Annotated in this window: 20 protein-coding genes; 15 read left to right on the plus strand and 5 right to left on the minus strand. The window is 64.7% G+C overall.

Annotated elements, in window-relative coordinates:
• Positions 1 to 28 precede the first annotated feature (28 nt).
• From ECTHA_RS0112470 to ECTHA_RS0112520, 11 genes are all read left to right on the plus strand, one after another.
• Positions 29 to 2,329 carry an alpha-carboxysome scaffolding protein CsoS2 gene (locus ECTHA_RS0112470; protein WP_156946840.1) on the plus strand — a complete coding sequence of 767 codons (2,301 nt, stop codon included), beginning with the start codon at positions 29 to 31 and terminating at the stop codon, positions 2,327 to 2,329.
• 35 nt (positions 2,330 to 2,364) lie between these two features.
• Positions 2,365 to 4,017 carry a carboxysome shell carbonic anhydrase gene (locus tag ECTHA_RS0112475; protein WP_025282468.1) on the plus strand — a complete coding sequence of 551 codons (1,653 nt, stop codon included), beginning with the start codon at positions 2,365 to 2,367 and terminating at the stop codon, positions 4,015 to 4,017.
• Positions 4,017 to 4,286 carry an alpha-carboxysome shell vertex protein CsoS4 gene (csoS4, locus tag ECTHA_RS0112480; protein WP_025282469.1) on the plus strand — a complete coding sequence of 90 codons (270 nt, stop codon included), beginning with the start codon at positions 4,017 to 4,019 and terminating at the stop codon, positions 4,284 to 4,286. Before ECTHA_RS0112475 ends, csoS4 begins: the two co-directional genes overlap by 1 nt.
• Positions 4,287 to 4,296: 10 nt before the next feature.
• Positions 4,297 to 4,548 (plus strand): carboxysome peptide B, encoded by a 252-nt coding sequence (locus tag ECTHA_RS0112485; protein WP_025282470.1) that lies wholly within the window; start codon positions 4,297 to 4,299, stop codon positions 4,546 to 4,548.
• Between the two features lie 149 nt (positions 4,549 to 4,697).
• Positions 4,698 to 5,000 carry an alpha-carboxysome major shell protein CsoS1 gene (gene csoS1, locus ECTHA_RS0112490; protein ID WP_025282471.1) on the plus strand — a complete coding sequence of 101 codons (303 nt, stop codon included), beginning with the start codon at positions 4,698 to 4,700 and terminating at the stop codon, positions 4,998 to 5,000.
• Positions 5,001 to 5,054: 54 nt separating this feature from the next.
• The gene (locus ECTHA_RS0112495; RefSeq protein WP_025282472.1) at positions 5,055 to 5,531 is read left to right on the plus strand and encodes a ferritin-like domain-containing protein; all 477 of its coding nucleotides are present in this window, start codon (positions 5,055 to 5,057) and stop codon (positions 5,529 to 5,531) included.
• Between the two features lie 15 nt (positions 5,532 to 5,546).
• On the plus strand, positions 5,547 to 5,810 hold the full coding sequence (locus ECTHA_RS0112500; protein ID WP_025282473.1) for a 4a-hydroxytetrahydrobiopterin dehydratase: 264 nt from the start codon (positions 5,547 to 5,549) through the stop codon (positions 5,808 to 5,810).
• Between the two features lie 307 nt (positions 5,811 to 6,117).
• Positions 6,118 to 7,194 carry a LysR family transcriptional regulator gene (locus tag ECTHA_RS18250; protein WP_025282474.1) on the plus strand — a complete coding sequence of 359 codons (1,077 nt, stop codon included), beginning with the start codon at positions 6,118 to 6,120 and terminating at the stop codon, positions 7,192 to 7,194.
• A 62-nt stretch (positions 7,195 to 7,256) separates the two neighbouring features.
• Positions 7,257 to 8,384 (plus strand): carboxysome shell carbonic anhydrase domain-containg protein, encoded by a 1,128-nt coding sequence (locus tag ECTHA_RS0112510; RefSeq protein ID WP_128571948.1) that lies wholly within the window; start codon positions 7,257 to 7,259, stop codon positions 8,382 to 8,384.
• Between the two features lie 86 nt (positions 8,385 to 8,470).
• Positions 8,471 to 9,712 (plus strand): glycosyltransferase family 4 protein, encoded by a 1,242-nt coding sequence (locus ECTHA_RS0112515; protein WP_128571949.1) that lies wholly within the window; start codon positions 8,471 to 8,473, stop codon positions 9,710 to 9,712.
• A 10-nt stretch (positions 9,713 to 9,722) separates the two neighbouring features.
• Positions 9,723 to 10,241, plus strand: a complete 519-nt coding sequence (locus tag ECTHA_RS0112520; protein ID WP_025282476.1) for a phosphatase PAP2 family protein — start codon at positions 9,723 to 9,725, stop codon at positions 10,239 to 10,241.
• Between the two features lie 16 nt (positions 10,242 to 10,257).
• On the opposite strand, the gene ECTHA_RS0112525 is transcribed toward ECTHA_RS0112520, so the two are convergent.
• A complete protein-coding gene (locus tag ECTHA_RS0112525) occupies positions 10,258 to 12,093 on the minus strand; it encodes a pyruvate kinase (protein ID WP_051582701.1) in 1,836 nt (611 codons plus the stop codon).
• A 316-nt stretch (positions 12,094 to 12,409) separates the two neighbouring features.
• Here ECTHA_RS0112525 and ECTHA_RS18255 point away from each other — a divergent pair, with 316 nt between their 5' ends.
• A complete protein-coding gene (locus ECTHA_RS18255; protein WP_025282478.1) occupies positions 12,410 to 13,195 on the plus strand; it encodes a hypothetical protein in 786 nt (261 codons plus the stop codon).
• A 103-nt stretch (positions 13,196 to 13,298) separates the two neighbouring features.
• On the opposite strand, the gene ECTHA_RS18260 is transcribed toward ECTHA_RS18255, so the two are convergent.
• Together ECTHA_RS18260 and ECTHA_RS0112545 are read right to left on the minus strand one after the other, a co-directional pair.
• A complete protein-coding gene (locus ECTHA_RS18260) occupies positions 13,299 to 15,089 on the minus strand; it encodes an alkaline phosphatase (RefSeq protein WP_025282479.1) in 1,791 nt (596 codons plus the stop codon).
• A 194-nt stretch (positions 15,090 to 15,283) separates the two neighbouring features.
• On the minus strand, positions 15,284 to 15,997 hold the full coding sequence (locus ECTHA_RS0112545) for a sulfotransferase family protein (protein ID WP_025282480.1): 714 nt from the start codon (positions 15,995 to 15,997) through the stop codon (positions 15,284 to 15,286).
• Positions 15,998 to 16,225: 228 nt separating this feature from the next.
• Between ECTHA_RS0112545 and ECTHA_RS0112550 the strand changes: the two genes are divergently transcribed.
• From ECTHA_RS0112550 to ECTHA_RS18265, 3 genes are all read left to right on the plus strand, one after another.
• A complete protein-coding gene (locus ECTHA_RS0112550) occupies positions 16,226 to 17,320 on the plus strand; it encodes a porin (protein ID WP_025282481.1) in 1,095 nt (364 codons plus the stop codon).
• 248 nt (positions 17,321 to 17,568) lie between these two features.
• Positions 17,569 to 18,366: a GNAT family N-acetyltransferase gene (locus tag ECTHA_RS0112555; RefSeq protein WP_026623779.1), complete on the plus strand. Its 798-nt coding sequence runs from the start codon at positions 17,569 to 17,571 to the stop codon at positions 18,364 to 18,366.
• 59 nt (positions 18,367 to 18,425) lie between these two features.
• Positions 18,426 to 19,277, plus strand: a complete 852-nt coding sequence (locus ECTHA_RS18265; RefSeq protein ID WP_025282484.1) for a UDP-2,3-diacylglucosamine diphosphatase — start codon at positions 18,426 to 18,428, stop codon at positions 19,275 to 19,277.
• On the opposite strand, the gene ECTHA_RS0112565 is transcribed toward ECTHA_RS18265, so the two are convergent.
• Complete coding sequence (locus ECTHA_RS0112565; protein ID WP_238624805.1) at positions 19,250 to 19,576, minus strand: nucleotidyltransferase domain-containing protein; 327 nt, start codon at positions 19,574 to 19,576, stop codon at positions 19,250 to 19,252. The genes ECTHA_RS18265 and ECTHA_RS0112565 overlap by 28 nt on opposite strands.
• A 23-nt stretch (positions 19,577 to 19,599) precedes the next feature.
• Positions 19,600 to 20,040 (minus strand): nucleotidyltransferase substrate binding protein, encoded by a 441-nt coding sequence (locus tag ECTHA_RS0112570; RefSeq protein WP_025282486.1) that lies wholly within the window; start codon positions 20,038 to 20,040, stop codon positions 19,600 to 19,602.
• Positions 20,041 to 20,075 lie beyond the last annotated feature (35 nt).

The raw sequence follows: 20,075 nt of genomic DNA on the forward strand, positions 1-20,075 counted from the left end.
ACGCGGGTTCCAAGGCAGGGGGGTCATCATGCCACATCATGAGCAGCAGACATTGACCGGACGGGCAGCATCGCAGGCCCGCCGCCGGGCACAGGCCGCCGGAGGCAAGGCGGCCCTGGGCACATCGCGAAGCGATGGGCATACCCGTGCGTCGGCGACTGCCGCTGCACCCCAGGCACCGCAGCAGCCTGTGGTGCCGCCTGCGCCACGGCCAGAGCCTCCCGCTGGCCGAAGCGCCGCCCCGGCGTCACCTTCCCGACGCACCCGTGCAGGTGCGCAATCCCCCGCCTCCGATACCCGCGCCAAGGCGCAGGCGCGTCGCCAGGCTCTGGCCAGCGCCGGCAAGCGGGCGGACCGCTCTGCCGACCGCACTCGCCAGGACGTGGCTCCTTCCATGGCTCGTCCGGCCGGGGCTGGTGCGAAGCAGAATCCCGAACAGGGCGAATGTCGCTGCGGTGGTGCCTGTCGGGGTGAAAACCGCGACACCAAACACATGGGACAGGACCTGTCCCGGTCGACTCACGCGTCGGAGTCCGGTCAGTCCACGCGTGCCTCGGCAACCTCCATGGGCCGAAGCGACGCCAACGGCACCCGGCGTGGCAATGGTCGGCGGCGACCCACCGTGAATCAGCCCCAGGGCCGCCTTCAGGCCATGGCCCGCCGCCAGGCGCAGGCAGGACGTGGCAAGGCCGCCGCACACTCGCCTCCCTCGGCAGCGAGCCTGGCTCGCCAGGCCAACCCGCGGCTTTCGGGCCGTGAACTGGCCCAGGCAGTGCGTGATCAGCGCAGCCGCGCTGGCGGGGTGGGCACCCGCAAATCCGCCCCCACGGGGCGTCAGCGCCCGGCACCGTCCGGCGCGCAGGATCAGCCCTGGAAGGTGGGTGTGATGGAAACCGCCCATGGCCAGCACCTCACTGGCACCCGGGTGGGCCGTAGCCAGTCCGTCACCGGCGACGAGGCGAGCACCTGCCGAGCCGTCACCGGCACCGAATACCTGGGTGCCGAAATCTTTCGCGAGTTCTGCCAGACCGAGGCCCCACGCGGCCCCGTGAAGGTGGGACTCAGCAGTACCGGCGCCGGCTCCACAATCACCGGCAGCCGCACCGGCCGCTCGGAACGGGTGACCGGTAATGAATCCGGCAGTTGCACGGCCGTGACAGGCAATCAGTATCTGTCCGCGGAGCACTTTGGCACCTTTTGCGCCCCCGCTTCCGAGAGCACCGGCAGGAAAAACCGGGGCCCAGCCAACCCGCCACCCAAGGTGGGTCAGTCCGAGACGCTGCATGGTCAGCACGTGACCGGCGCCCAGGTAGGTCGCAGCTCCCGCGTCACCGGCGACGAACCAGGCACCTGCCGGATGGTGACCGGGGATGAATACCTGGGTAGCGAACAGTACGAAACCTTCTGTGGCTCCCGACCGGAGCCTCTGGAACCGGAGCGTACCGGCCAGTCCACCACCCTGGGTGGGCAGCGGGTATCGGGCACCCGCTCCGATCGTTCGAGCCGCGTCACTGGCAACGAGCCCGGCACCTGCAAGAGCGTGACCGGCACGCCCTACGCAGGGCTGGAACAGTCAGCGGCCTTCTGTGCCCCCAAGGAGCAGGAACGCATCACCGAGCGGGTGCATCCCCGGGCTTCGACCCCTGGCCCAAGGGCCACCGGCATCCAGCCGGGCATCGGTGGCGATGTCACCGGAGATGACAGGGGTGCGTGCGAGACCATCTCGGGCACACCCTACCTGGGCGTGGACCAGTTCGCCGAGGCCTGTGATACCGCAGCCCTGCCGGGGCAGCCCGACTTTCCCCAGGCCCTGGATGGCGCACCCTGGCAGCACTTCAGTGTGGCCTCACCGGCCCGCCAGGCCCATCAGACGCGCAGGAAGGATGGCGTAACGGGCACTGCCTACGAACAGGGTGGGCGCATTACCGGCCCCTTTGGCATGGCCGGCGGCAAGATCACCGGCACCGAGGAAGCACGCTTTGATCGCCGTACCCAGTTCGAGCCTGTGGCTCCGGCAGCCGGCATCGAGAACCTGGAGGAACAGCCCTCCGTGACCGCCGGGATGCGATCCCGGGTCACCGGTGAGGGTCAGTCCACCGGCACCCGCATCACTGGAGATGACTGGGAGCGTGGCGAACGCGTCACCGGCACGGAGGGCAGTTCCGCCCGCCGCCGCAATCCCACGCGAGCCGGGTCCGTGAGCGCCATGCCCAGTGTGGAACGCAAGCGTAATGAAGACACGCCACCGCCCGTCAGCCGGGTGACCGGCGGCAGCGGCAACACAGACCGCGGCTCGCTGGTGACCTACTCCGGCGGCGCCCGCGGCTAAGACAGAACCAGGAACAGAGACAGCGAACCCACGACATGATTCGACGCCACGCACATCGCGATAACCTGATCTGGGCCTCGGGGGCCGGCGCCGCGCCGAGCCCGGCGGCCACGGTCGGGGATGCGCGCCAGGCGTCCCCCCGCAAGCCTGGGGGGTGGGAGCCTGCGCCCGCGGCCCCGCGTACCGAGGACACAGTCAGCCGCCCGTCCGTGCAGGACACCGCCCCCCTGGCGCCGAGCCGGGAGCGTCGTCCACCGCATCGGGCACGACGTCACGTGCCGGGCACAGTGACCCAACCGCATCCGCTGACAAACCGCTCGACCAACGAGCAACTGCGGACTTACGAGCAGGGCGTGCGAGCTGCCTTCGACCAGATCGTGCCCACACTCAAACAGATCTCTGCCCTGCACTGCGAGCCGGATTTCACCCAGCGGGCCCAGCAACTGGCGCAGCGGGAACTGGGTTTTGAGTTGCCCAACGGTATCCTGGACGATGCCTGGATCGCCGGCCTGGATCTGCGGCGCCTGTACGCCTGGTCGCTGTTCGAAACCTACCGGCGCATGGCCGATGACTTCTTTGCCCGCGACCCCCTGCGGGGTCGGGAGACGACGGCCTTTGACGAGTTCCTGCAGTCCTGCGGCTTTCACCTGATGGACATCACGCCCTGCGCCGATGGACGCCTGGCCCATGCCATCAGTTACGTGCTGCGCTTGCCCATCGGTGCGGTGCGCCGCAAATCCTACGCCGGCACCCTGTTCGACGTGGAGGAGACAGTGGAGAAATGGGTGGAGGTGGAACACCAGCGCTTCCGGGAGGGCCGGCCCAATACTGCCGATACCTCCACCCGCTATCTCAAGGTGGTGATGTACCACTTCAGCAGCCTTGACCCGGAACATCAGGGCTGCGCCGCCCACGGCTCCGACGATGGCCTGGCGGCCCGGGCCGGCCTGGAGCGGCTGCACCATTTCCGCCAGGCCATCGAAAACAGTTTCTGCTGCGGCGCCTCCGTGGCCCTGCTGCTGATCGGACTGGATACGGATACCGACGCGATCCGTGTGCACCTGCCGGATGAACGGGGCGAGATGGACCTGAACCAGTCGGTGGATGCGCAAGCGCTGTATGACCAGACCCACAACCTCACGCCCGAGGCCGCCCGGCAGGGCATCCTGGAGGCAGTCTGTGCCGCCGCGCCGGACACCGCCGATGAGGGCATGGTGCGCCTGGTGGCGCGCCTGGTGGAAAACAACCTGTCGCAGATCGAGTATGTGCGCACCCTGCAGGGGGGCGGCTACCCGGACGCGGGCCACGCTGAGCGCTTCATGGCCGTGGGTATCGGTTTTGAGGAAATCCAGCTGCGCAACCTGACCTATTTCGCCTACCTGCACACGGTGGAGGAAGGCGCGCCGGATCTGGACGTGGGCTGTCGCATCTTCGACGGTCTCAATGTGAGCCACGGCCTGCCCATCCCGGTGGTGGTGCGTTTTGACTACCACGGCCGCGTGCCGGGAGCCCGGGAGCGGGCCGTGGAGCGGGCACGCCGCCTGGATCGGGCGCTGGCAGATCGTTTCCGCGTCCGCGTCCAGCAAGGCCTGTTGCACCGCATGCTGGTGGTGCGGGACTGCGATGCAGGATCGGGGCTGGAAGTGGTGTCCACCTCCGTGGATCCGCAGCCGGCGGGAGGACACTGATGAAGATCTGCCAGGTGGTGAGGCCGCTGGTGGCCACCAACCGGATCCCGGGCTTCGAACACAAGCATCTGCAGGTGGTACGCGATGGCAGCGCCCTGCAGGTGGCGGTGGATTCGGTGGGCTGCGTGCCCGGCGACTGGGTGATCTGTGTGGGCAGTTCTGCCGCCCGGGAGGCAGCAGGCAGCAAGGAGTTCCCCAGCGATCTGACCATCGTCGGGATCATTGATCACTGGCCGCCGCCGGAAGCAGCACCCGGCAGCGAGACCTAGGAGGCAGGCCATGGAGATTCAACAAGTGGAAGGGTCTTTGGTCTGCACCCAGCGCGTCCCGGGGCTCCATCACGTGCATCTGAGGGTGCTGCGCGATGCCAGGGGCAAGCGCGTGGTGGCCACGGATCCGGTGGGCGCGAGCCCGGGTAACTGGGTGTTTGTGGTGAGCGGCTCCGCCGCCCGCTACGCCATGGGCGATGCCCGCATCCTCACCGATCTGACGGTGGGCGGGATCATCGACCACTGGGAACCGGACACATGAAAAATCGGGCCTTGAAATGGTTTAGAGCCCCCGCGGGCACCTTCGAGGCCGTTCGCAACCGCGGGGAATACCGGGCCGGGTAACCGCCCAATTGAATCAACAACAACCACTGAATCATCAACAACCACTGAGTCACTCGGAGAAGACAGATGGCCCAAGAAAACTATGGTATTGCGCTGGGGATGATTGAAACCCGCGGACTGGTGCCCGCCATCGAGGCGGCAGATGCCATGACGAAAGCCGCCGAAGTGCGACTGATCGGCCGCGAATTTGTCGGCGGGGGTTATGTGACCGTGCTGGTGCGCGGCGAGACCGGGGCCGTGAACGCTGCGGTGCGCGCCGGGGCCGATGCCTGCGAACGAGTGGGTGACGGCCTGGTGGCAGCACACATCATTGCCCGTCCGCACCGGGAAGTGGAACCCATCCTGAGCAAGGCCGAGCCTGGCGCCTGAACCCCCTTTGCCTGAACCTGAGCCGCCCGATGCGGGCGGCAGGGGTCATCAAGCATGAGACAAACACGAGTCCATCCTCGTATTCTGGGTTACCTCGGGCGGGCGCTCAGCCTGGAGCTCTCGGCGGTGCAGCAGTACATGACCCAGGCCTCGCTGGTCGAGGCCTGGGGGCTGCCGGAGGCGGCCGCGCGCCTGCGGGAGGAAACGGTCGAGGAAATGCGCCACGCTGAGCTGATCACCCAAAGGATGCTGTCCCTGGGGGCAGCCCCCAATGCCTCGCAGTTACGACCCGCGGGCGTGGGGCGCACCCTGGTGGATCTGCTTCGTCAGGACACGATCCTGGAGGGCGAGATCATCGCCATCTACCAGGACGCCCTCACGTTCTGCCAGCGTGTGGGTGACGCGGATAACGGCGCCTTCTTTCAACGGCTGCTCCAGGAGGAACTGGCGCACGCCCATGACATCGAACACTGGCTGGCCTCCCTGGGGGTGCCCCGGCGCGGCCATGACAGTGACCGGATCTACTTCTGACGGGGGAGCGTGCACATGAACCCGGAATGGATCGAGCGACAGAAACCACCGCGACTGGAACGCCGGCTCGCCTTTGAGGATTATGAGGGCACTCGCCACTTTCTGGAGAAGGCGGCGGAGCTGTCCGAGCGCAGCGGCATCCACCCGGACATCAGCTTCGGGCGAACCTACGTCAACATCACCCTTCACGCCGAGGAAGGGGCCCAGGCCCTGAGCGAGGCGCAGAGGGACTTTGCCCGCGACCTGGATGCACTGGCGCCCACACAGGAGGATGCATGAGCCAATCACCCCCCCAGGAAAAACCGGAATCCCCCGGACCGGCGACACAGACAGCCGCGCCGAAGGAATCCGACCCGAAAGAATCTGGTCAGGCATCGGCATCGAGCAGCCCTCCATCGCCTCCGGATAAACCCTCACCCGGGACCACCACGCCCCGAAAACCAGCCGCGACCAAGCGCCGCACCGGCACCCGGAGTCAAACCCCGCGCTCGTCGGCAACCAAACGCAAGGAGGAGGAGGCACCGCCCGCCCTGCCCTCTCGCCCACGCGTCTGGCCCGACTGACCCGGGTCAGACGAGGAACGCCGATGCCCCCTCGTGAAACGTCCAGCAAGACGAAGTCCTCCAACGACAACGATGACCGGGACCATCCCAGTGGTCCCTCCGGCACCGCCAGCCGATTCATCCGCCACGCCACGCTACGGCAGATGCAGTTGCTGGAGGCCATCGTCCGCCTGGGGAGCTTCACCCGGGCAGCCGAGGAGATGTTCCTCACCCAGCCCACGGTCTCCATGCAGATCAAGAAGCTCTCCGACACCGTGGGCATGCCCCTGTTCGTCACCGTGGGCCGCCAGGTGGCGCCCACCGATGCGGGTCGGGAAGTCTATACCGCCGTCCGCACCATCCTGCGCACGCTGAGCGATCTTGAGACCAAGCTGGCAGACCTGAAGGGCCTCAAGAGTGGTCGACTGCGACTGGCCGTGATCACCACCGCCAAGTATTTTGCCCCGGAAATCCTCGGGTCCTTCTGCGAAAAATTCCCGGGCATCGAGGTATCCCTCAAGATCACCAATCGCGAGAGCATCATTGAGCGCATGGTGGCCAACGAGGACGACCTGTACATCTTCGGTGAGCCCAAGACTGCCGGCATGGAGGTGGAGGCCACCTACCTGGCACCCAACCCCCTGGTGATCGTCGCCCGCAACGATCACCCCCTCACCCAGGAAAAGCGCATTCCCCTGGAGCACCTGGCCGGGGAGAACTTCCTGCTTCGGGAGACCGGTTCAGGGATCCGCGATTCCCTGGTGCGGCGCTTCCAGGAAAAGGGCCTGCGCCCGCGGGTACGCATGGAGCTGGGCAGCAACGAGGCCATCAAGCACGCCATCGTGGCCGGCCTGGGCCTCTCGGCGCTGTCGCTGCATTCCCTGAATCTGGATTGGGGCGGGGGCCGCCTGGCCATGCTGGACGTGGAAGGCTTTCCCGTGGACCGGGCCTGGTATCTGGTGCATCCCAAGGGGCGGGAGCTGTCCACCCTGGCCCGCACCTTCCTGGCCTTTGCCATTGAGCAGGAACCGGAGATCCGCGCCACCCTGAACAAGACCTACCAGGTCCTGCGTGCCGACAAACAGGCGATCCTGCTCCCGGAAGGAGAAGACAACCCATAGACTCGAATTGATGAAAAATCCCCTCTGGAACGATGAACGTCATTCATTCCAGTGCTATGCTCATGCCTCCCAAAACCCGGCCTGGGTCAAGACATGATCCCGGCTGGCATGTTTCATCCGGCAGGGCGAGCACGGCCATTCAGATCCACACCCGACCCATCGACGAACGCATCGGCTGGCTCATTTCGCTGGCAGAAGCCCACAGCGAGGACTTTTGCAGTCCCGCAACCACCCTGGCCCGGCAGCGTTACCTGGCGCGTCATCCCACCCGCGTGATGGTGATGAAGTGCATGGACGGCCGCGTCCATATCCCCCATGCCACCCACACCCCACTGGGCATCATTCAGCCCTTTCGCAGCCTGGGTGGTCGTTTTGACCTGGGCTGGCCTTACCTGGGAGAAGTGATCACTCATGCCGTGGAAAGCGCCACCCGTGCCGGCCACGGTGTGCTGCTGCTGATCACCTATCATTACTCGCGGGGCGATCACGCCCGGGGCTGTGCGGGCTTTGGCTGCGACACGACCGCCGCCATGGAGCACACGCAGGAGATCTGCGCCCAGGCAGAAGAGCTGTTCGGTGCCGACGGACAAAGCGTGTACCCACTGGTGTGCGGCTTCGAAACCGACAGCGACGCGCTGATCATTCACAACCGCCGTGGCGATGCCCTGGATATCTCGTCGCTTTACCACGCCGATGCGGACGATCTGCCCCGACGCCTCCAGACCCTGTGCCCGGACATGCCTGCTGGCTTCCAGCGGGATCTTCTGCCGCTACTGCTGGGCAACCTGGACCATGTGGACGCCCTGCGCGGTGCGGATCGGGAACTGGACATCCAGCATCGGGAATGGGCCATCTGTGTGGGGCGCGGATTCGATTTCCTGCATCTACCCAATACGGCGCTGATCATCGGCCCTTATAATCCGGATCTTTCAGAGCCCATTATCAAGGCTGCGGGCATCATTGCCGCCAACATGGCCGCAGGCCGCATCCCGGATGATGGTTTCCTGTTGCTGACCTCATCACCCTATGAACAGATGGGAGTGGACCGGGCCCGCGCCCGTCTGAAGTCGCGCTTTTTGTGCGAATTTGCGGCTCAGGTGATTGGCGAGGAGTTCCCGGACCTGGCCCGCCGCATGATTGCCCGGTCGGCCGTGGTGGACTGGCCTACACGGAGACTGGAGTTGTTGTAGGGCTTCACGCAAACGTCACGGCTTGTTCACCGGGCTGACAACCAACCCGCCTAGCATCGGGGCAACCTGTCCACAGTGGAAGCCCCATGCAGACTGCCCAACAAACCCGGGAAACTGAGACGACGACCCCAGGCGCGGCCGCGGAAGAGACCGAACACCCCTACCTGGCCGCGGTGCCCAGGCAGCGACTGCGCATCGCCATGGTCACGGAAACCTTCCCTCCCGAGATCAATGGCGTGGCCCACACCCTGCACCAGATGGTGCACAGCATGCTGGAGCGCGGGCATGAGGTTCACCTGATCCGCCCGCGCCAGGGCAAGGGTGACCACGGCACCCTGGCCCCCCGGGAGGGGCTGCGTGAGCAACTCACCCACGGCCTGCCGATCCCCGGTTACCCCGGCCTGCATTTCGGCCTGCCTGCCCGTGGCGCCATCCGCAAGGCGTGGCGCGCCAACCCGCCGGACGTGATCTACGTGGCCACCGAAGGCCTGCTGGGCGGCTCCGTGCTGTCCGCGGCCCGGGCCATGGGTATCCCGGTGATCAGCGGCTTTCACACCAACTTCCACCGCTACAGCCAGTATTACGGCCTGGGGTTCCTGGCGCCGGCGATCAGCTGGTTCCTGCGTCGCTTCCATCACCGCACCCAGTGCACCCTGGTGCCTACCGACACCCTGGCTCAAGAGCTGCAGGAGCAGGGTTTTGGCACCTGCCGAGTCCTGGCCCGGGGTGTGGACACCCAGCTATTCAACCCCGCCCGCCGTCGTCCTGACCTGCGCGCCCAATGGGGACTTGAGCCGGATGACCCAGCGGTGATCTACGTGGGCCGCCTGGCCGCGGAGAAGAATCTGCACCTGGCCGTGGAGGCCTTTCGCGCCATGCAGGCCCGCCAGCCCCGGGCCCGATTCATTCTGGTGGGTGATGGACCGGCCGCCGCCGAACTGCGTGAACAGCACCCGGACCTGATCCTGGCGGGTGTGCACATCGGTGAGGATCTGGCGGGATATTACGCCAGCGGCGACATGTTCCTGTTCCCCTCCACCTCGGACACCTTCGGCAACGTGGTCCTGGAGGCCATGGCCTCGGGTCTGGCGGTGGTGTCCTACGACTATGCGGCGGGCCGCCAGCATCTGCGCCACGGCGAGAGTGGCATGCTGGCCCGCTTCGATGACGCCGAACAGTTCAAGCAACTGGCCACCGAGCTGGTGGCCGATCCCCACACCTGGAGACGCCTGGGTACCCAGGCTCGCGCCGAGGCCGAGACGGTGGACTGGCGCTGTGAGCACGACCGGCTGGAAGCCCTGTTCCTTGAGTACGCCCAAGCCAAGTGAGGTGTTCCCCATGCGCATGATGCAGCGAATGACCGAAGCCGAACTGCCCCTTTGCCTGGCCTTCAACCGGGCCAATCACCAATGGCTGACCCATCGCACCTTTGCCATGGTCAGCCGCCTGGGCAACGGGGTGTTCTGGTATGTGCTGATGCTGGCCCTGCCCGTCATCCATGGCCTGTGGGCCCTGCAGGTGAGCCTGCACATGGCCCTGGTGGGCCTGCTCTGCCTGCCCATCTACAAGCTCCTGAAGCAGACCACGGTGCGCGACCGGCCCTACACACAGAACCAGGACATCCTGCAGAACGTGCCGGTCCTGGACCGTTTCAGCTTCCCCTCCGGCCATACCATGCACGCGGTGGCCTTCACCATCATCCTGGTGGCCTACCTGCCGGCCTGGGCCTGGCTGGTGGTGCCCTTCACGGTGATGATCGCCCTCTCCCGCCTGGTGCTGGGTCTGCATTATCCCAGCGACGTGCTGGCAGGCGCCGCCATTGGTGCCCTGGTCGCCAGTGCCAGCCTGATGCTTTGACGGCCGGCCCCGCCCCTCAATCCGCACACAACCGAAGGGCTCGCAACTGCGAGCTCTTCTTGTGCTGGTGGGCCTGCATGCGCACCAGGATATCGTTCAGGGTGTGCACCGCCTCCAGGATATAGGGCCCCTTGTTCAGCATGACGCATTCGGCCCGCCCGGCCATGGCCGCATCGGTGATCTCGGGGCGGGAGATGGTCCCGCTCCGGGCCAGGGTCTCCAGCACCTGAGTGGCCCAGATCACCGGCACATGGGCCGCCTCGCACAGCCACAGGATCTCCTCCTGGATCTCCGCCAGCCGCTCGCCCCCGATCTCCACGGCCAGATCCCCGCGGGCGATCATCACCCCCAGGCGGTGACGCCCCAGGGTGGCCAGGATGATCTCGGAGAGATTCTCCAGGGCACGGCCCGTCTCGATCTTGGCCACCACCCCAAGCCCGGCGCCGCCACGCCGGGCCAGTTCATCCATGAGAACAACCATGTCCTGGCGGGACTCCACGAAGGAGTAACCCACCAGATCCGCATGGGCCACCACGAAGTCCAGGTCCTTCATATCCTGGGGACTCAGCGGCGGCAGGTTCAGTCGAGCGCCGGGGAAGTTGAGACCCTTGTCCGCCCGAAGGCGACTGCCCTGGGGACGGCAATGGGTGATACGAACCATCACGCCGCTGGCATCCACCGACTCCACCCGGCCACCGATCTTGCCATCATCGATCCACACCGCCTGCCCCACTTCCAGCAGATCCAGCGCTTCGGGCGCGGAACAGGCGATCCGGGCGCAGCGTGCCAACCGCCCTTGATCATCCACCAGGGCCGGACGCCCCGGCACCGGGTCGCGGGTCAGGTGCAGCAGGGCGCCCTTGTAGAGGCGAATGTTGACCGGCTCCCGCGTCAGCCATCCCAGCCGCAGGGACAGCACCGGGCTTAGGTGCCCGTTGGCATCCGGGCGCTTGAGGACGAACTCGGTCTCGTCACTCACATAGGCCCCCTGGTCCAGGGTAGCCAGCCACCCTCCCTTGGGCAGGGGTTCCACCAGCCGAAGTACCCGGGCCTTGCCACGGGTATCGCGAAAGCGCAGTTCATCCACCGATTGCAGGCCATCCAGCGTCGCCTGGGGCAATGAGAAGGCATATTGGCCGCGTGCCTGCACCGGGTCCTGCCCCGTGCCTTCGGGCAGCAGGTGGACATGCGCGGGCTCCGTGACCCTGCCCAGCAGATTGCGGCGGGGCTTGATATGGGTGATGGCCGGCTTGAACTCCAGCGGGCCTGTGCGCAGCTTGTGGCCGCCCAGGTCCATGAGTACGGTGCACCGCCGCCCCAGTTGCGCCTCGGCGGCACGCAGGTGGCCGATCATGGCTGACCAGGCCTGGGCATCGTCGTGCGCGCAGTTGATGCGCGCACAGTCCATGCCCTCCTCCATCAGTTCCATCACCAGTTGGGGATTCACCGCCGCCGCACTGGGCAGCGTGACCATGATGCGCACCTCCCGCGGACCCGATGGCGGTCCGAAGAGCTGATCGGCATTGTCGCGCAGGGTGGTTGCACCCGTGTCGTAATCGATGGCGGGCTCGTCTTCCAGACCGGCCACCGGGCGCCCCGTCAGCTGCCCCAGCAAACGCGTGACCTGATTGATGCTCGCCAGCACATGGGCCTCGGTGCGCCCCAGGGAAGACAGCCCCTGACGGGCCAGGCCCCGCTGGATGGGGCGCAGATCCAGCGACCGGAAGGCAAGGTAATGGGCCAGGTTACGGGCCGAGAGCGGGACTTCGCCGGGGTAGTCCCGGGAGAACCTTTCCAGTCGTCGATGCGCCCCCAGCAGAACCTCGGTTCGCAGATTCTGCAGGCCAGCCATCAATGTCTCCAGTGAATCCACTGGGGGTGTGGCAGTTGCACTTTGACCGGGGCCGGTTTCATCCATCGGGTGATCCAGAGCGGAGGGATGACTTTCTTCGGAAATGGAATCTTGCATGGAGTCGGGGCCATGAGGGTCCGCCGGCGAGTGCGGACCGCGTTGGGAGTGAGACCCCATGAGATAACAGAAAGGCGTGACAGGCGCATGACAGTGCCCGCCGGCCATGGTCAAAAAAACGTCATGATTCTACCTTAGCATGGACCGGATCACAGGCTCGCCCCTTTCGATCCCACTCCATACCGAGGACATCTGATCCATGAAACATGCACGCACCGCCCTGTTCACGGCCCTGGCCGCCGCTCTCGTGGGAGCCGGCTGTCAGAGCACCCCATCCCCTGATGGATCCACGATGGACACCACCACTGCCCAGCAGACAGCCCCCGAGGCCGCCTTCTCGAAACCCGGCTTCCGGGTCCAGCTGGAGGATGGTCGACTGTGGGTGCTCAAGCAGGGCCAGGAAAAGCCGGATCGCCCGGTGATACTCATCGGCGCCGGCCCCCAGGGCATGACCCTGAAGGCCGTGGACCGCGAAACCGCTCTGGAATACGTGGCCGCCAAACCGGGCTTCGACGTCAGTGTTGAGGACGGGCGTCTGTGGGTACTTCGTGAAGGTCAGGAGAAGCCCGCCCGCCCCGTGATGCTGATCAATGCCGGTCCGCAGGGCATGACCCTGCGCGCGCACGACCGCGAGACCGCCCTGGAATACCTGGCCACCAAGCCGGGCTTTGATGTCAGTGTGGAAGACGGGCGCCTGTGGGTGCTTCGGGAAGGTCAGGAGAAGCCCGCCCGCCCCGTGATGCTGATCAATGCCGGTCCGCAGGGCATGACCCTGCGCGCGCCTGATCGTGATACGGCCCTGGCCTACCTGGCCACGAAACCAGGCTACCGGGCGGAAGCCGAAGATGGCCGGGTCTGGATTCTCAAACCGGATCAGGAGAAGACCGGGAAGCACGTAGCCCGCATCGGCGCCGGCCCGCAGGGCGCCACCCTGCGCGGCGTGGACAGCGAAACCCTGGACCGTTACATGGCCTACCAGCCGTAAACGGCAAAAATGGATCAGGCCCGCAACGCGGGCCTGATCCGGGTTTGAAGCCCTCCCCCCGTCCATTCCGGAGGAAGGCAAACACCATCACCTGCACTTGCGATCAGCGCATTCCACGTTCGCTGAAGGCCCGCTCCAGCCGCTCGTGCACCCGGTCACGGATGCTCTGCCCCAGGTTGGTTGGCTGGGAGACGCCACAATGGCGATTCCACATCACCGGCCGTTGCATGATCTCGATGGCCTGAGCGGGCACGAAGGTGCGGCCCTCGCCACCACCTGCCAACGGGGAATGCACCACCAGACCTTCCAACTGGCAGGTGTCATCTCCGCGCTGCAGCACATCGGTACCGTTCACAAGACGCCACTCACCCAGGGTGGCCCCCGTGTCATCCACGACGGCCTCGGGGAAGTGCTCCTGAACATCCACGAAAAGGCGCTGATTCAGACCGCTGGGATGGGTCAGCGAAAGATTCAGACGCATCGCCTTGCCCATGATCTGGCCGATATCCGCATTATCCACATAGCCGGTGGGAGCACCGGGGCCGTAGCTCCACAGGGGCACATCCTCCCCGGAGTGACCGTGGGTGGTCCAGCCGAAAATGGTGTGGTTGTCGTTGACCACCTTGATGATGGCCCGCTGCAGACCGCGGATGGACTGCTCATCGCGGATGGTCGCCAGGTCGTCATCCGACAAGTGGATATTCCAGTACTTGGCCACCGTGTCACGGATGTCGCCATCAGACGGGTTTCTCGGCAGCTGCGCACTGAGGAAGTTGGCCGTCACCTGCATCCCCTGGAGGGGTTCGATCACCCGCTCGATGGAGGTACGGGTGTAGTTGCCACTGCTGGCCCAGTTACCCAGGGCGAGTGCACCGGTGTTGTGGTCAGGCATGACCACCACCATGGTCTGGCCGTCGCGCTTGGCAAAATCCAGAGCCAGGCCAACCGTATCGTCAAATTCCAGGAAATCCTGGAGATGATAGATGACGTCATTGGAGTGACCCGCCCAGTCAACCTGGCTCCCTTCCACCATCAGGAAGAAGCCATCCCGATCCTGGGACAGGATATCCAGGGCCTTGGCCGTCATCTCCGACAACGAGGGTTCCGCCAGGGCCTGTTCGTGCAGACTCACGTCATAGTCGTGGCCGTTTTCCCGCAGATACCGACGGTCCAGTTCCGGCATCATGCTGCTGGAAGCAAACAGGCCCCAGACGCGATCGGAATGGATGCCATGCAGGTCATCGGCATGGTCGATGACCTGATAACCGCGGTCGTGCAAGACCTGCCGGAGATTTTCGCCATCGTCCCGCGAGCCGCCCATGCTCCTGGGCAACAGGTGCCGGCTACCGCCCCCGAAGACCACATCCAGGTTCTGGTAGACCATGTGCTTCATGATCTCGTTCTCCTTGCCGCGGGCGTCCACGTGGGCCGTGTAGCTAGCCGGGGTGGCATGACTGATACGCGAGGTGGCCACCACCCCCGTGGCCTTGCCCGCCAATTGGGCCCCTTCCAGCAGCGTGGCCAGGGGACGGTATTCAAACCAATCCCAGTCCACTCCCTCGGGCAACTGGTAGTTGCTCAGGATATCGTAGCTACGCGGCGCCATGCCGATATGTGGCTCGGAGGTCTTGTAACCGGTGGCAAACGCGGTACCCGCCGCCGCCGAGCCGGTGATGACCGAGTTGGTCATGCTGGTATTCACCATGCCCGTGGCAATCTCATCCAATGCCAGGGGCTCGCCCCGATAGAGCCGCCCCAAGGTCACCACCGACTGGGACTGACCATCCGGTATCAACACAATCACGTTCTTGGGCATTGCGGCCTGAGCCGGAGCCATGGCCCAAACCAGGGCGACGGTGGTGACCACCGCCACGGTTGAAGATCGAAAACGCATTCGCACACCCATCACACACCACCTCTTCGACAATCGTCGTTCAGATCACTGGAATCCGGATGGCCGAAACGGCCCCCGGAGGATGCCGCGCGGTGAACGCCGCCCCGTCCACTGCCATGGGGCAGTCACTCATCCACGCTGCAGGTCGACCCTATGGGTGCTATATGACGGGTAGGTTTTGAATGCTTGACACTCTATTGACAGGTCACGGGAGTGCGAGCCACATCACATTTTCCGATGGAACCGCGCAGATCTCCGCCGAGCGGATAATCCAGGGTCCTCATGTGATCTCCCAGATACCGGTCGAAGACCTCCAGTTGCGCCGGTGTCAATTCCCGCTGATAACGATGCCGCGAGTCATCCCGCACGGTGTTGGAGCGGGCGATCTTGTAGTCGCCGCCGTGGAGGATGTCGAAGGTCTGGAAGGGGTAGAGTGTTTCGTGGGGCAGGTCCAGGTAGTTCATCAGGCCCGCCAGCGTGGCATCGGGCCTGGCCACCAGGTCTTCGTAGTGGATCCGATACCAGGGATCCGGATCATCGAGATAGGTGTCGTAGATACGCCGCCAGCGCTTGAGCAGGCCCACGTCGATCCCCTCCTCCCTGCGACCCCGCCTCCAGAGCAGATAGGCATACCCCGACTCCACGGAGGACAGATAGGCATCCCGAGGGTCTCGGGCCAGCCAGATACGTCGATCGTAGCGATCCCAGAGCCGCACGTGTCGCTGCAGATAAAGCAGGTCAACGGGCTTGATGCAGATCATGCCGGGTGGCTGCAGCCCCAGTGCAATGCGGACCAGTGCCCAGTTGGAACTGATGTCGCTGTAGGCACGGGCCTGGGAATGGCCAGAGAGGATGTGGGCCAGCAGGGTGCTGCCCGAACGCATGGAATAGCCGATGATGACTCGCATGAGCGTGACACTCCTGAGTCGTGAACCAGCGACTCAGGGTAATGGCCCCACATGACAGCAGGATAAACCCGGCACCGCAAAAAGCGTTGCACTCACGCAACACCTGTGGTGATTTCATCACAACTTCATGGTTTGTTCACGGCATTTTAACGCTGCACCGCCATATTTCTCCCCGGTTAGACAGGCTCGGGACAGCCTTTCCACTCATAGACTTGGGGAGTCATTCACATGCATCACAAGAAACTGATTGCGGCCATGGTGGCCGTGGGTATGTCCATGCCGGCCCTGGCCGTGGCCGACATGACGCTGTATGGGCGGGCACATCTGTCTGCCGACATTCTGGACGACGGCGACGATTACAGCGAATTCAACGTCTCCAGCAACTCCAGCCGCCTGGGCTTCAAGGGTGAGCGCCAGTTCGCGGATGACCTCACCGCCATCTTCCAGATTGAGCAGCAGATCGATTTCGATGACTCCGGCACCGAATTCGCCACCCGCGATACCTTCGCCGGCCTGAAGGGCGACTGGGGCATGCTGCGCGTGGGCAAGTTCGACACCCCCTTCAAGCGCGCCCGCGGCCCGGCCAACTTCTTCGGTGATCAGGTGGGCGACATGCGCAACCTGACCCGCACCAACGACCACGGTCGCTTCGACGAGCGATTCAGGAACAGCATCCATTACCGCACGCCTTCGCTGAACGGGCTGGTGTGGGATATCCAGTACTCGGCCGACAACTCCGGCCAGTCCACCGTCGAGGATGCCGAGAATCGCGCGGTGAGTACCTCCCTGGGTTTCCGCAACGGGCCGGTGAATGTGGTGCTGGCCTATGAAAATCAGAGCATCTATCGTGACGCTGGCTCCGAATACGTCATCAATCAGAACACAGGCGATGTCGTTCTCCGCCAAACGTCCGGGTTCGACTACAACGCCGACGCCTGGCGTTTGGCCGGCTCCTACCAGATCACCCCGGGGTTCCGTCTGGGTGGCCTTTACCAGGTGACCGAAAGCACCCGCGGTGTCGAGGATCAGGAAGGCAAGGTCTGGGGCCTCGGCGGCCAGTACAAGGCCAGCCCCAACGTCTACCTGAATGCCCATTGGTTCACCCTGGATTCCGACCTGGATGACAACGATGCCAACCTCTACGCCATCGGCCTGGAATATCGCCTGGACAGCGCCCTGCGCTTCTACGGCAACATCGCCGTCATGGACAACGACGATGATTCCAGCCTGACCTCCTGGAGCGCCGCCCGTACCGCCAGCCCCAGTGGGGCCGCCGGCGAGAAGGCCACCGCCTTCTCCCTGGGCATGCGTTACGACTTCTGATCTCACCCTGTGTGTATCGGGGCAGGGACGCCCCACTCCTCTGCAAAGCATGGCGATCCTGGCCCGGTCCTACCCCCGGGCCTTTTTTATGCACCTTGCAACACAACGATCACGATGGCTTCACCGGCCTGAAAGATCACTCATTCAGCATGGGCGCTGAACCCTGGGAGAGCGCCCCGGGGTGGACGGTTCAATGGGTGGCGCCGGGGCGCCGCCCGCATGCCTTATTGGGCGGGAAAGCAGACGACATGCAAACAGCGATCCTCAACGAAGGTCAATGGAACCTGCCCCGGAACATGCTCCGGGCGGATGTGGCCCGGGATGACGCGGACATCATGGCCTCGCAGCGGCTGCGCTATCAGGTGTTCGCCGAAGAGATGGGAGCGGAACTGAGTCAGGCCTCGGTGATCTGCGGCCTGGATCAGGACCGGTACGACCGCTACTGCCACCATCTGCTGGTGCGCGACACCCAAACCGGCGCTGCCGTGGCCAGCACACGCATCCTCCTGGATCAGCAGGCCCGCCTGGCCGGCGGATTCTATTCCGAGAACGAATTCCAGCTGGGTGAAGTGGCCCGACTTGAAGGCCGCGTGATGGAGGTGGGACGTACCTGCGTCCATCCGGATTATCGCAACGGCGCCGCCATCGGCGTGCTCTGGGCAGGCCTCGCCCAGTTCATGTCACGCCATCGCATCGACCACCTGATCGGCTGCGCCAGCATCCCCATGCAGGATGGCGGCCACCAGGCCCATGCCATCATGGAGCGGCTGCGGGAAAAATACCTGGTGCCCGAAGCGCTGCGGGTCATGCCCCGACTGCCGCTCCCCCCCTGCCCCCCTGCCCTGCCCGAGCAACCCCTCATGCCACCCCTGCTCAAGGCCTATCTGCGCCTGGGGGCCCGCATCGGCGGCGAACCTTGCTGGGACCCGGATTTCAGGGTCGCGGACGTCTTCATCCTGCTCAAGCGTGAAGACCTGCCTGCGCGCTATCAGCGGCATTTCATGCGCACCGCCCCTCATCGTCATCCCAATGCCATCCACCCTTGATCCGACGGTCATGTCAGGCGGGGATAATCGGCGCAGACTCCAAACGGGACATCCTCATCATGGCCAGCATCCACTGCCGCAGCATCTTCCTTTCCGATGTCCACCTGGGCACGCGCCAGTCCCGGGCGGATTATCTGCTGGACTTTCTCGAGTCCACCGAGTGCGAGTCCCTCTATCTGGTGGGGGATATCTTCGACCTGTGGAGCATGAAGCGCAGCGTTTACTGGAGCACCGATCACAGCGCGGTGATTCAGTGCATCCTGGACAAGGCCCAGGCGGGCACGCGGGTGATCTACATCCCCGGCAACCATGACGAGGCCCTGCGGGCGTTCGTGGGCACGGTGTTCCAGGGGGTGAGCGTGCAGCGTCAGGCGGAGCATGTGACCGCTGATGGGCGTCGCTTTCTGGTGAGCCACGGGGATGAGTTCGACACCCTGGTGAAGCACAACCGGCTGGCCAAGGCGCTGGGGGACGGCGCCTACAAGGTGCTGCTGCGCATCAATCAGGCCTACAACGCCTGGCGCATGCGCATGGGGCATTCGTACTGGTCGTTATCCGGGCATGTGAAGACCCGCGTGGGCAAGGCCCGGGAGTATATCCGGCGATTCGAGGCGGCGGCGGCCGGCCGGGCTGCCGAGCGGAACTATGACGGCTACATCTGCGGCCACATCCACAAGGCGGGCATCGAGCGCATCGATGGTGTGCTGTACTGCAATGACGGTGACTGGGTGGAGCACTGCACGGCGTTGCTGGAGGATTTTCAAGGCAATATCCGGCTCATGCACTGGTCCAATCACAGCCGGGAGGAAGCGCTGCATCGGGCACCCGCCCTCACCCCAACCCCTCTCCCGCAAGCGGGAGAGGGGCTCAAGCCTGCTTTCCTTCAGTCCCGGGCGAGCTCGGGGCTATAGTTCGACCGCTGCGCTGCGCAAAACAGTGTCTGCCCCACGCGCTCGATATGGGACTTCAAGTCGGCATCATCGATTTGCTCGTACAGCGAGAGGTCGATCTTGTATGGCAGCAACAGGTCGTCGAGGTCCAGTTCCAGCTGGTTAAAAACCTGCCAATCGACGCAGCCCAGGATGGTGAGGTCGACGTCCGACCCAGGTCGATGGGTGCCCTTGGCGCGCGAGCCGTAAATGATGACCTCGCGCACCTGCGGATAGCGCTCGAAAACGCTGCACAGCTTTATCACATCATTTTCGGTCAACCCGAACCGCCCTGCCGACATGATCAATGGCCCCCAGGTTTGGACTTCTGGTCATGGGCCAATTCAGCAAACGTCTGTGCGAGTTCACGAAACAGGGCAGCATAACGCTGACGCACATGGGCCAGGATTTCATTGGCAGTGGCCTCATTGTAGGTATGCACTGTGCGGTTTCTGTCTTGCAGCATCGCCATCCAGCCGTGGCCATCACTGATCAATTGGCGATTGAAGGCCTCCCGTATGGCATCCCTGGAACCGGATACCCGGGCATCGCCCTGCCAGAGGATGTAGTCGCGCAGCAGGTTCCAGGCCAGTTCGTAGGTGAACTCAAACGCCTGGATGGTCCCCTGCTTTTCCAGCTTGCTGAGCGGCCGTTGCTCCATCAACTCCAGCGCTTCCAGCAATTGCGCGTGCGCCTTGTTGAAATTCGCAAACCGTTGCTGCCAGCGGATGTCCTGGTCGTTCATCGTACCTCCTGTCCGGGCCCTCCAAACTAGCAGAA

The organism is Ectothiorhodospira haloalkaliphila ATCC 51935 (assembly GCF_000633935.1).
Lineage (GTDB): Bacteria > Pseudomonadota > Gammaproteobacteria > Ectothiorhodospirales > Ectothiorhodospiraceae > Ectothiorhodospira > Ectothiorhodospira haloalkaliphila.

What these genes read in the sequence shown, in the direction of transcription:
- ECTHA_RS0112470 (WP_156946840.1), top strand. Translation starts at nt 29, where the DNA reads ATGCCACATCATGAGCAGCAGACATTGACCGGACGGGCAGCATCGCAG.
- ECTHA_RS0112475 (WP_025282468.1), top strand. Translation starts at nt 2,365, where the DNA reads ATGATTCGACGCCACGCACATCGCGATAACCTGATCTGGGCCTCGGGG.
- csoS4 (WP_025282469.1), top strand. Translation starts at nt 4,017, where the DNA reads ATGAAGATCTGCCAGGTGGTGAGGCCGCTGGTGGCCACCAACCGGATC.
- ECTHA_RS0112485 (WP_025282470.1), top strand. Translation starts at nt 4,297, where the DNA reads ATGGAGATTCAACAAGTGGAAGGGTCTTTGGTCTGCACCCAGCGCGTC.
- csoS1 (WP_025282471.1), top strand. Translation starts at nt 4,698, where the DNA reads ATGGCCCAAGAAAACTATGGTATTGCGCTGGGGATGATTGAAACCCGC.
- ECTHA_RS0112495 (WP_025282472.1), top strand. Translation starts at nt 5,055, where the DNA reads ATGAGACAAACACGAGTCCATCCTCGTATTCTGGGTTACCTCGGGCGG.
- ECTHA_RS0112500 (WP_025282473.1), top strand. Translation starts at nt 5,547, where the DNA reads ATGAACCCGGAATGGATCGAGCGACAGAAACCACCGCGACTGGAACGC.
- ECTHA_RS18250 (WP_025282474.1), top strand. Translation starts at nt 6,118, where the DNA reads ATGCCCCCTCGTGAAACGTCCAGCAAGACGAAGTCCTCCAACGACAAC.
- ECTHA_RS0112510 (WP_128571948.1), top strand. Translation starts at nt 7,257, where the DNA reads ATGCCTCCCAAAACCCGGCCTGGGTCAAGACATGATCCCGGCTGGCAT.
- ECTHA_RS0112515 (WP_128571949.1), top strand. Translation starts at nt 8,471, where the DNA reads ATGCAGACTGCCCAACAAACCCGGGAAACTGAGACGACGACCCCAGGC.
- ECTHA_RS0112520 (WP_025282476.1), top strand. Translation starts at nt 9,723, where the DNA reads ATGCGCATGATGCAGCGAATGACCGAAGCCGAACTGCCCCTTTGCCTG.
- ECTHA_RS0112525 (WP_051582701.1), bottom strand. Translation starts at nt 12,093, where the DNA reads ATGGCTGGCCTGCAGAATCTGCGAACCGAGGTTCTGCTGGGGGCGCAT.
- ECTHA_RS18255 (WP_025282478.1), top strand. Translation starts at nt 12,410, where the DNA reads ATGAAACATGCACGCACCGCCCTGTTCACGGCCCTGGCCGCCGCTCTC.
- ECTHA_RS18260 (WP_025282479.1), bottom strand. Translation starts at nt 15,089, where the DNA reads ATGCGTTTTCGATCTTCAACCGTGGCGGTGGTCACCACCGTCGCCCTG.
- ECTHA_RS0112545 (WP_025282480.1), bottom strand. Translation starts at nt 15,997, where the DNA reads ATGCGAGTCATCATCGGCTATTCCATGCGTTCGGGCAGCACCCTGCTG.
- ECTHA_RS0112550 (WP_025282481.1), top strand. Translation starts at nt 16,226, where the DNA reads ATGCATCACAAGAAACTGATTGCGGCCATGGTGGCCGTGGGTATGTCC.
- ECTHA_RS0112555 (WP_026623779.1), top strand. Translation starts at nt 17,569, where the DNA reads ATGCAAACAGCGATCCTCAACGAAGGTCAATGGAACCTGCCCCGGAAC.
- ECTHA_RS18265 (WP_025282484.1), top strand. Translation starts at nt 18,426, where the DNA reads ATGGCCAGCATCCACTGCCGCAGCATCTTCCTTTCCGATGTCCACCTG.
- ECTHA_RS0112570 (WP_025282486.1), bottom strand. Translation starts at nt 20,040, where the DNA reads ATGAACGACCAGGACATCCGCTGGCAGCAACGGTTTGCGAATTTCAAC.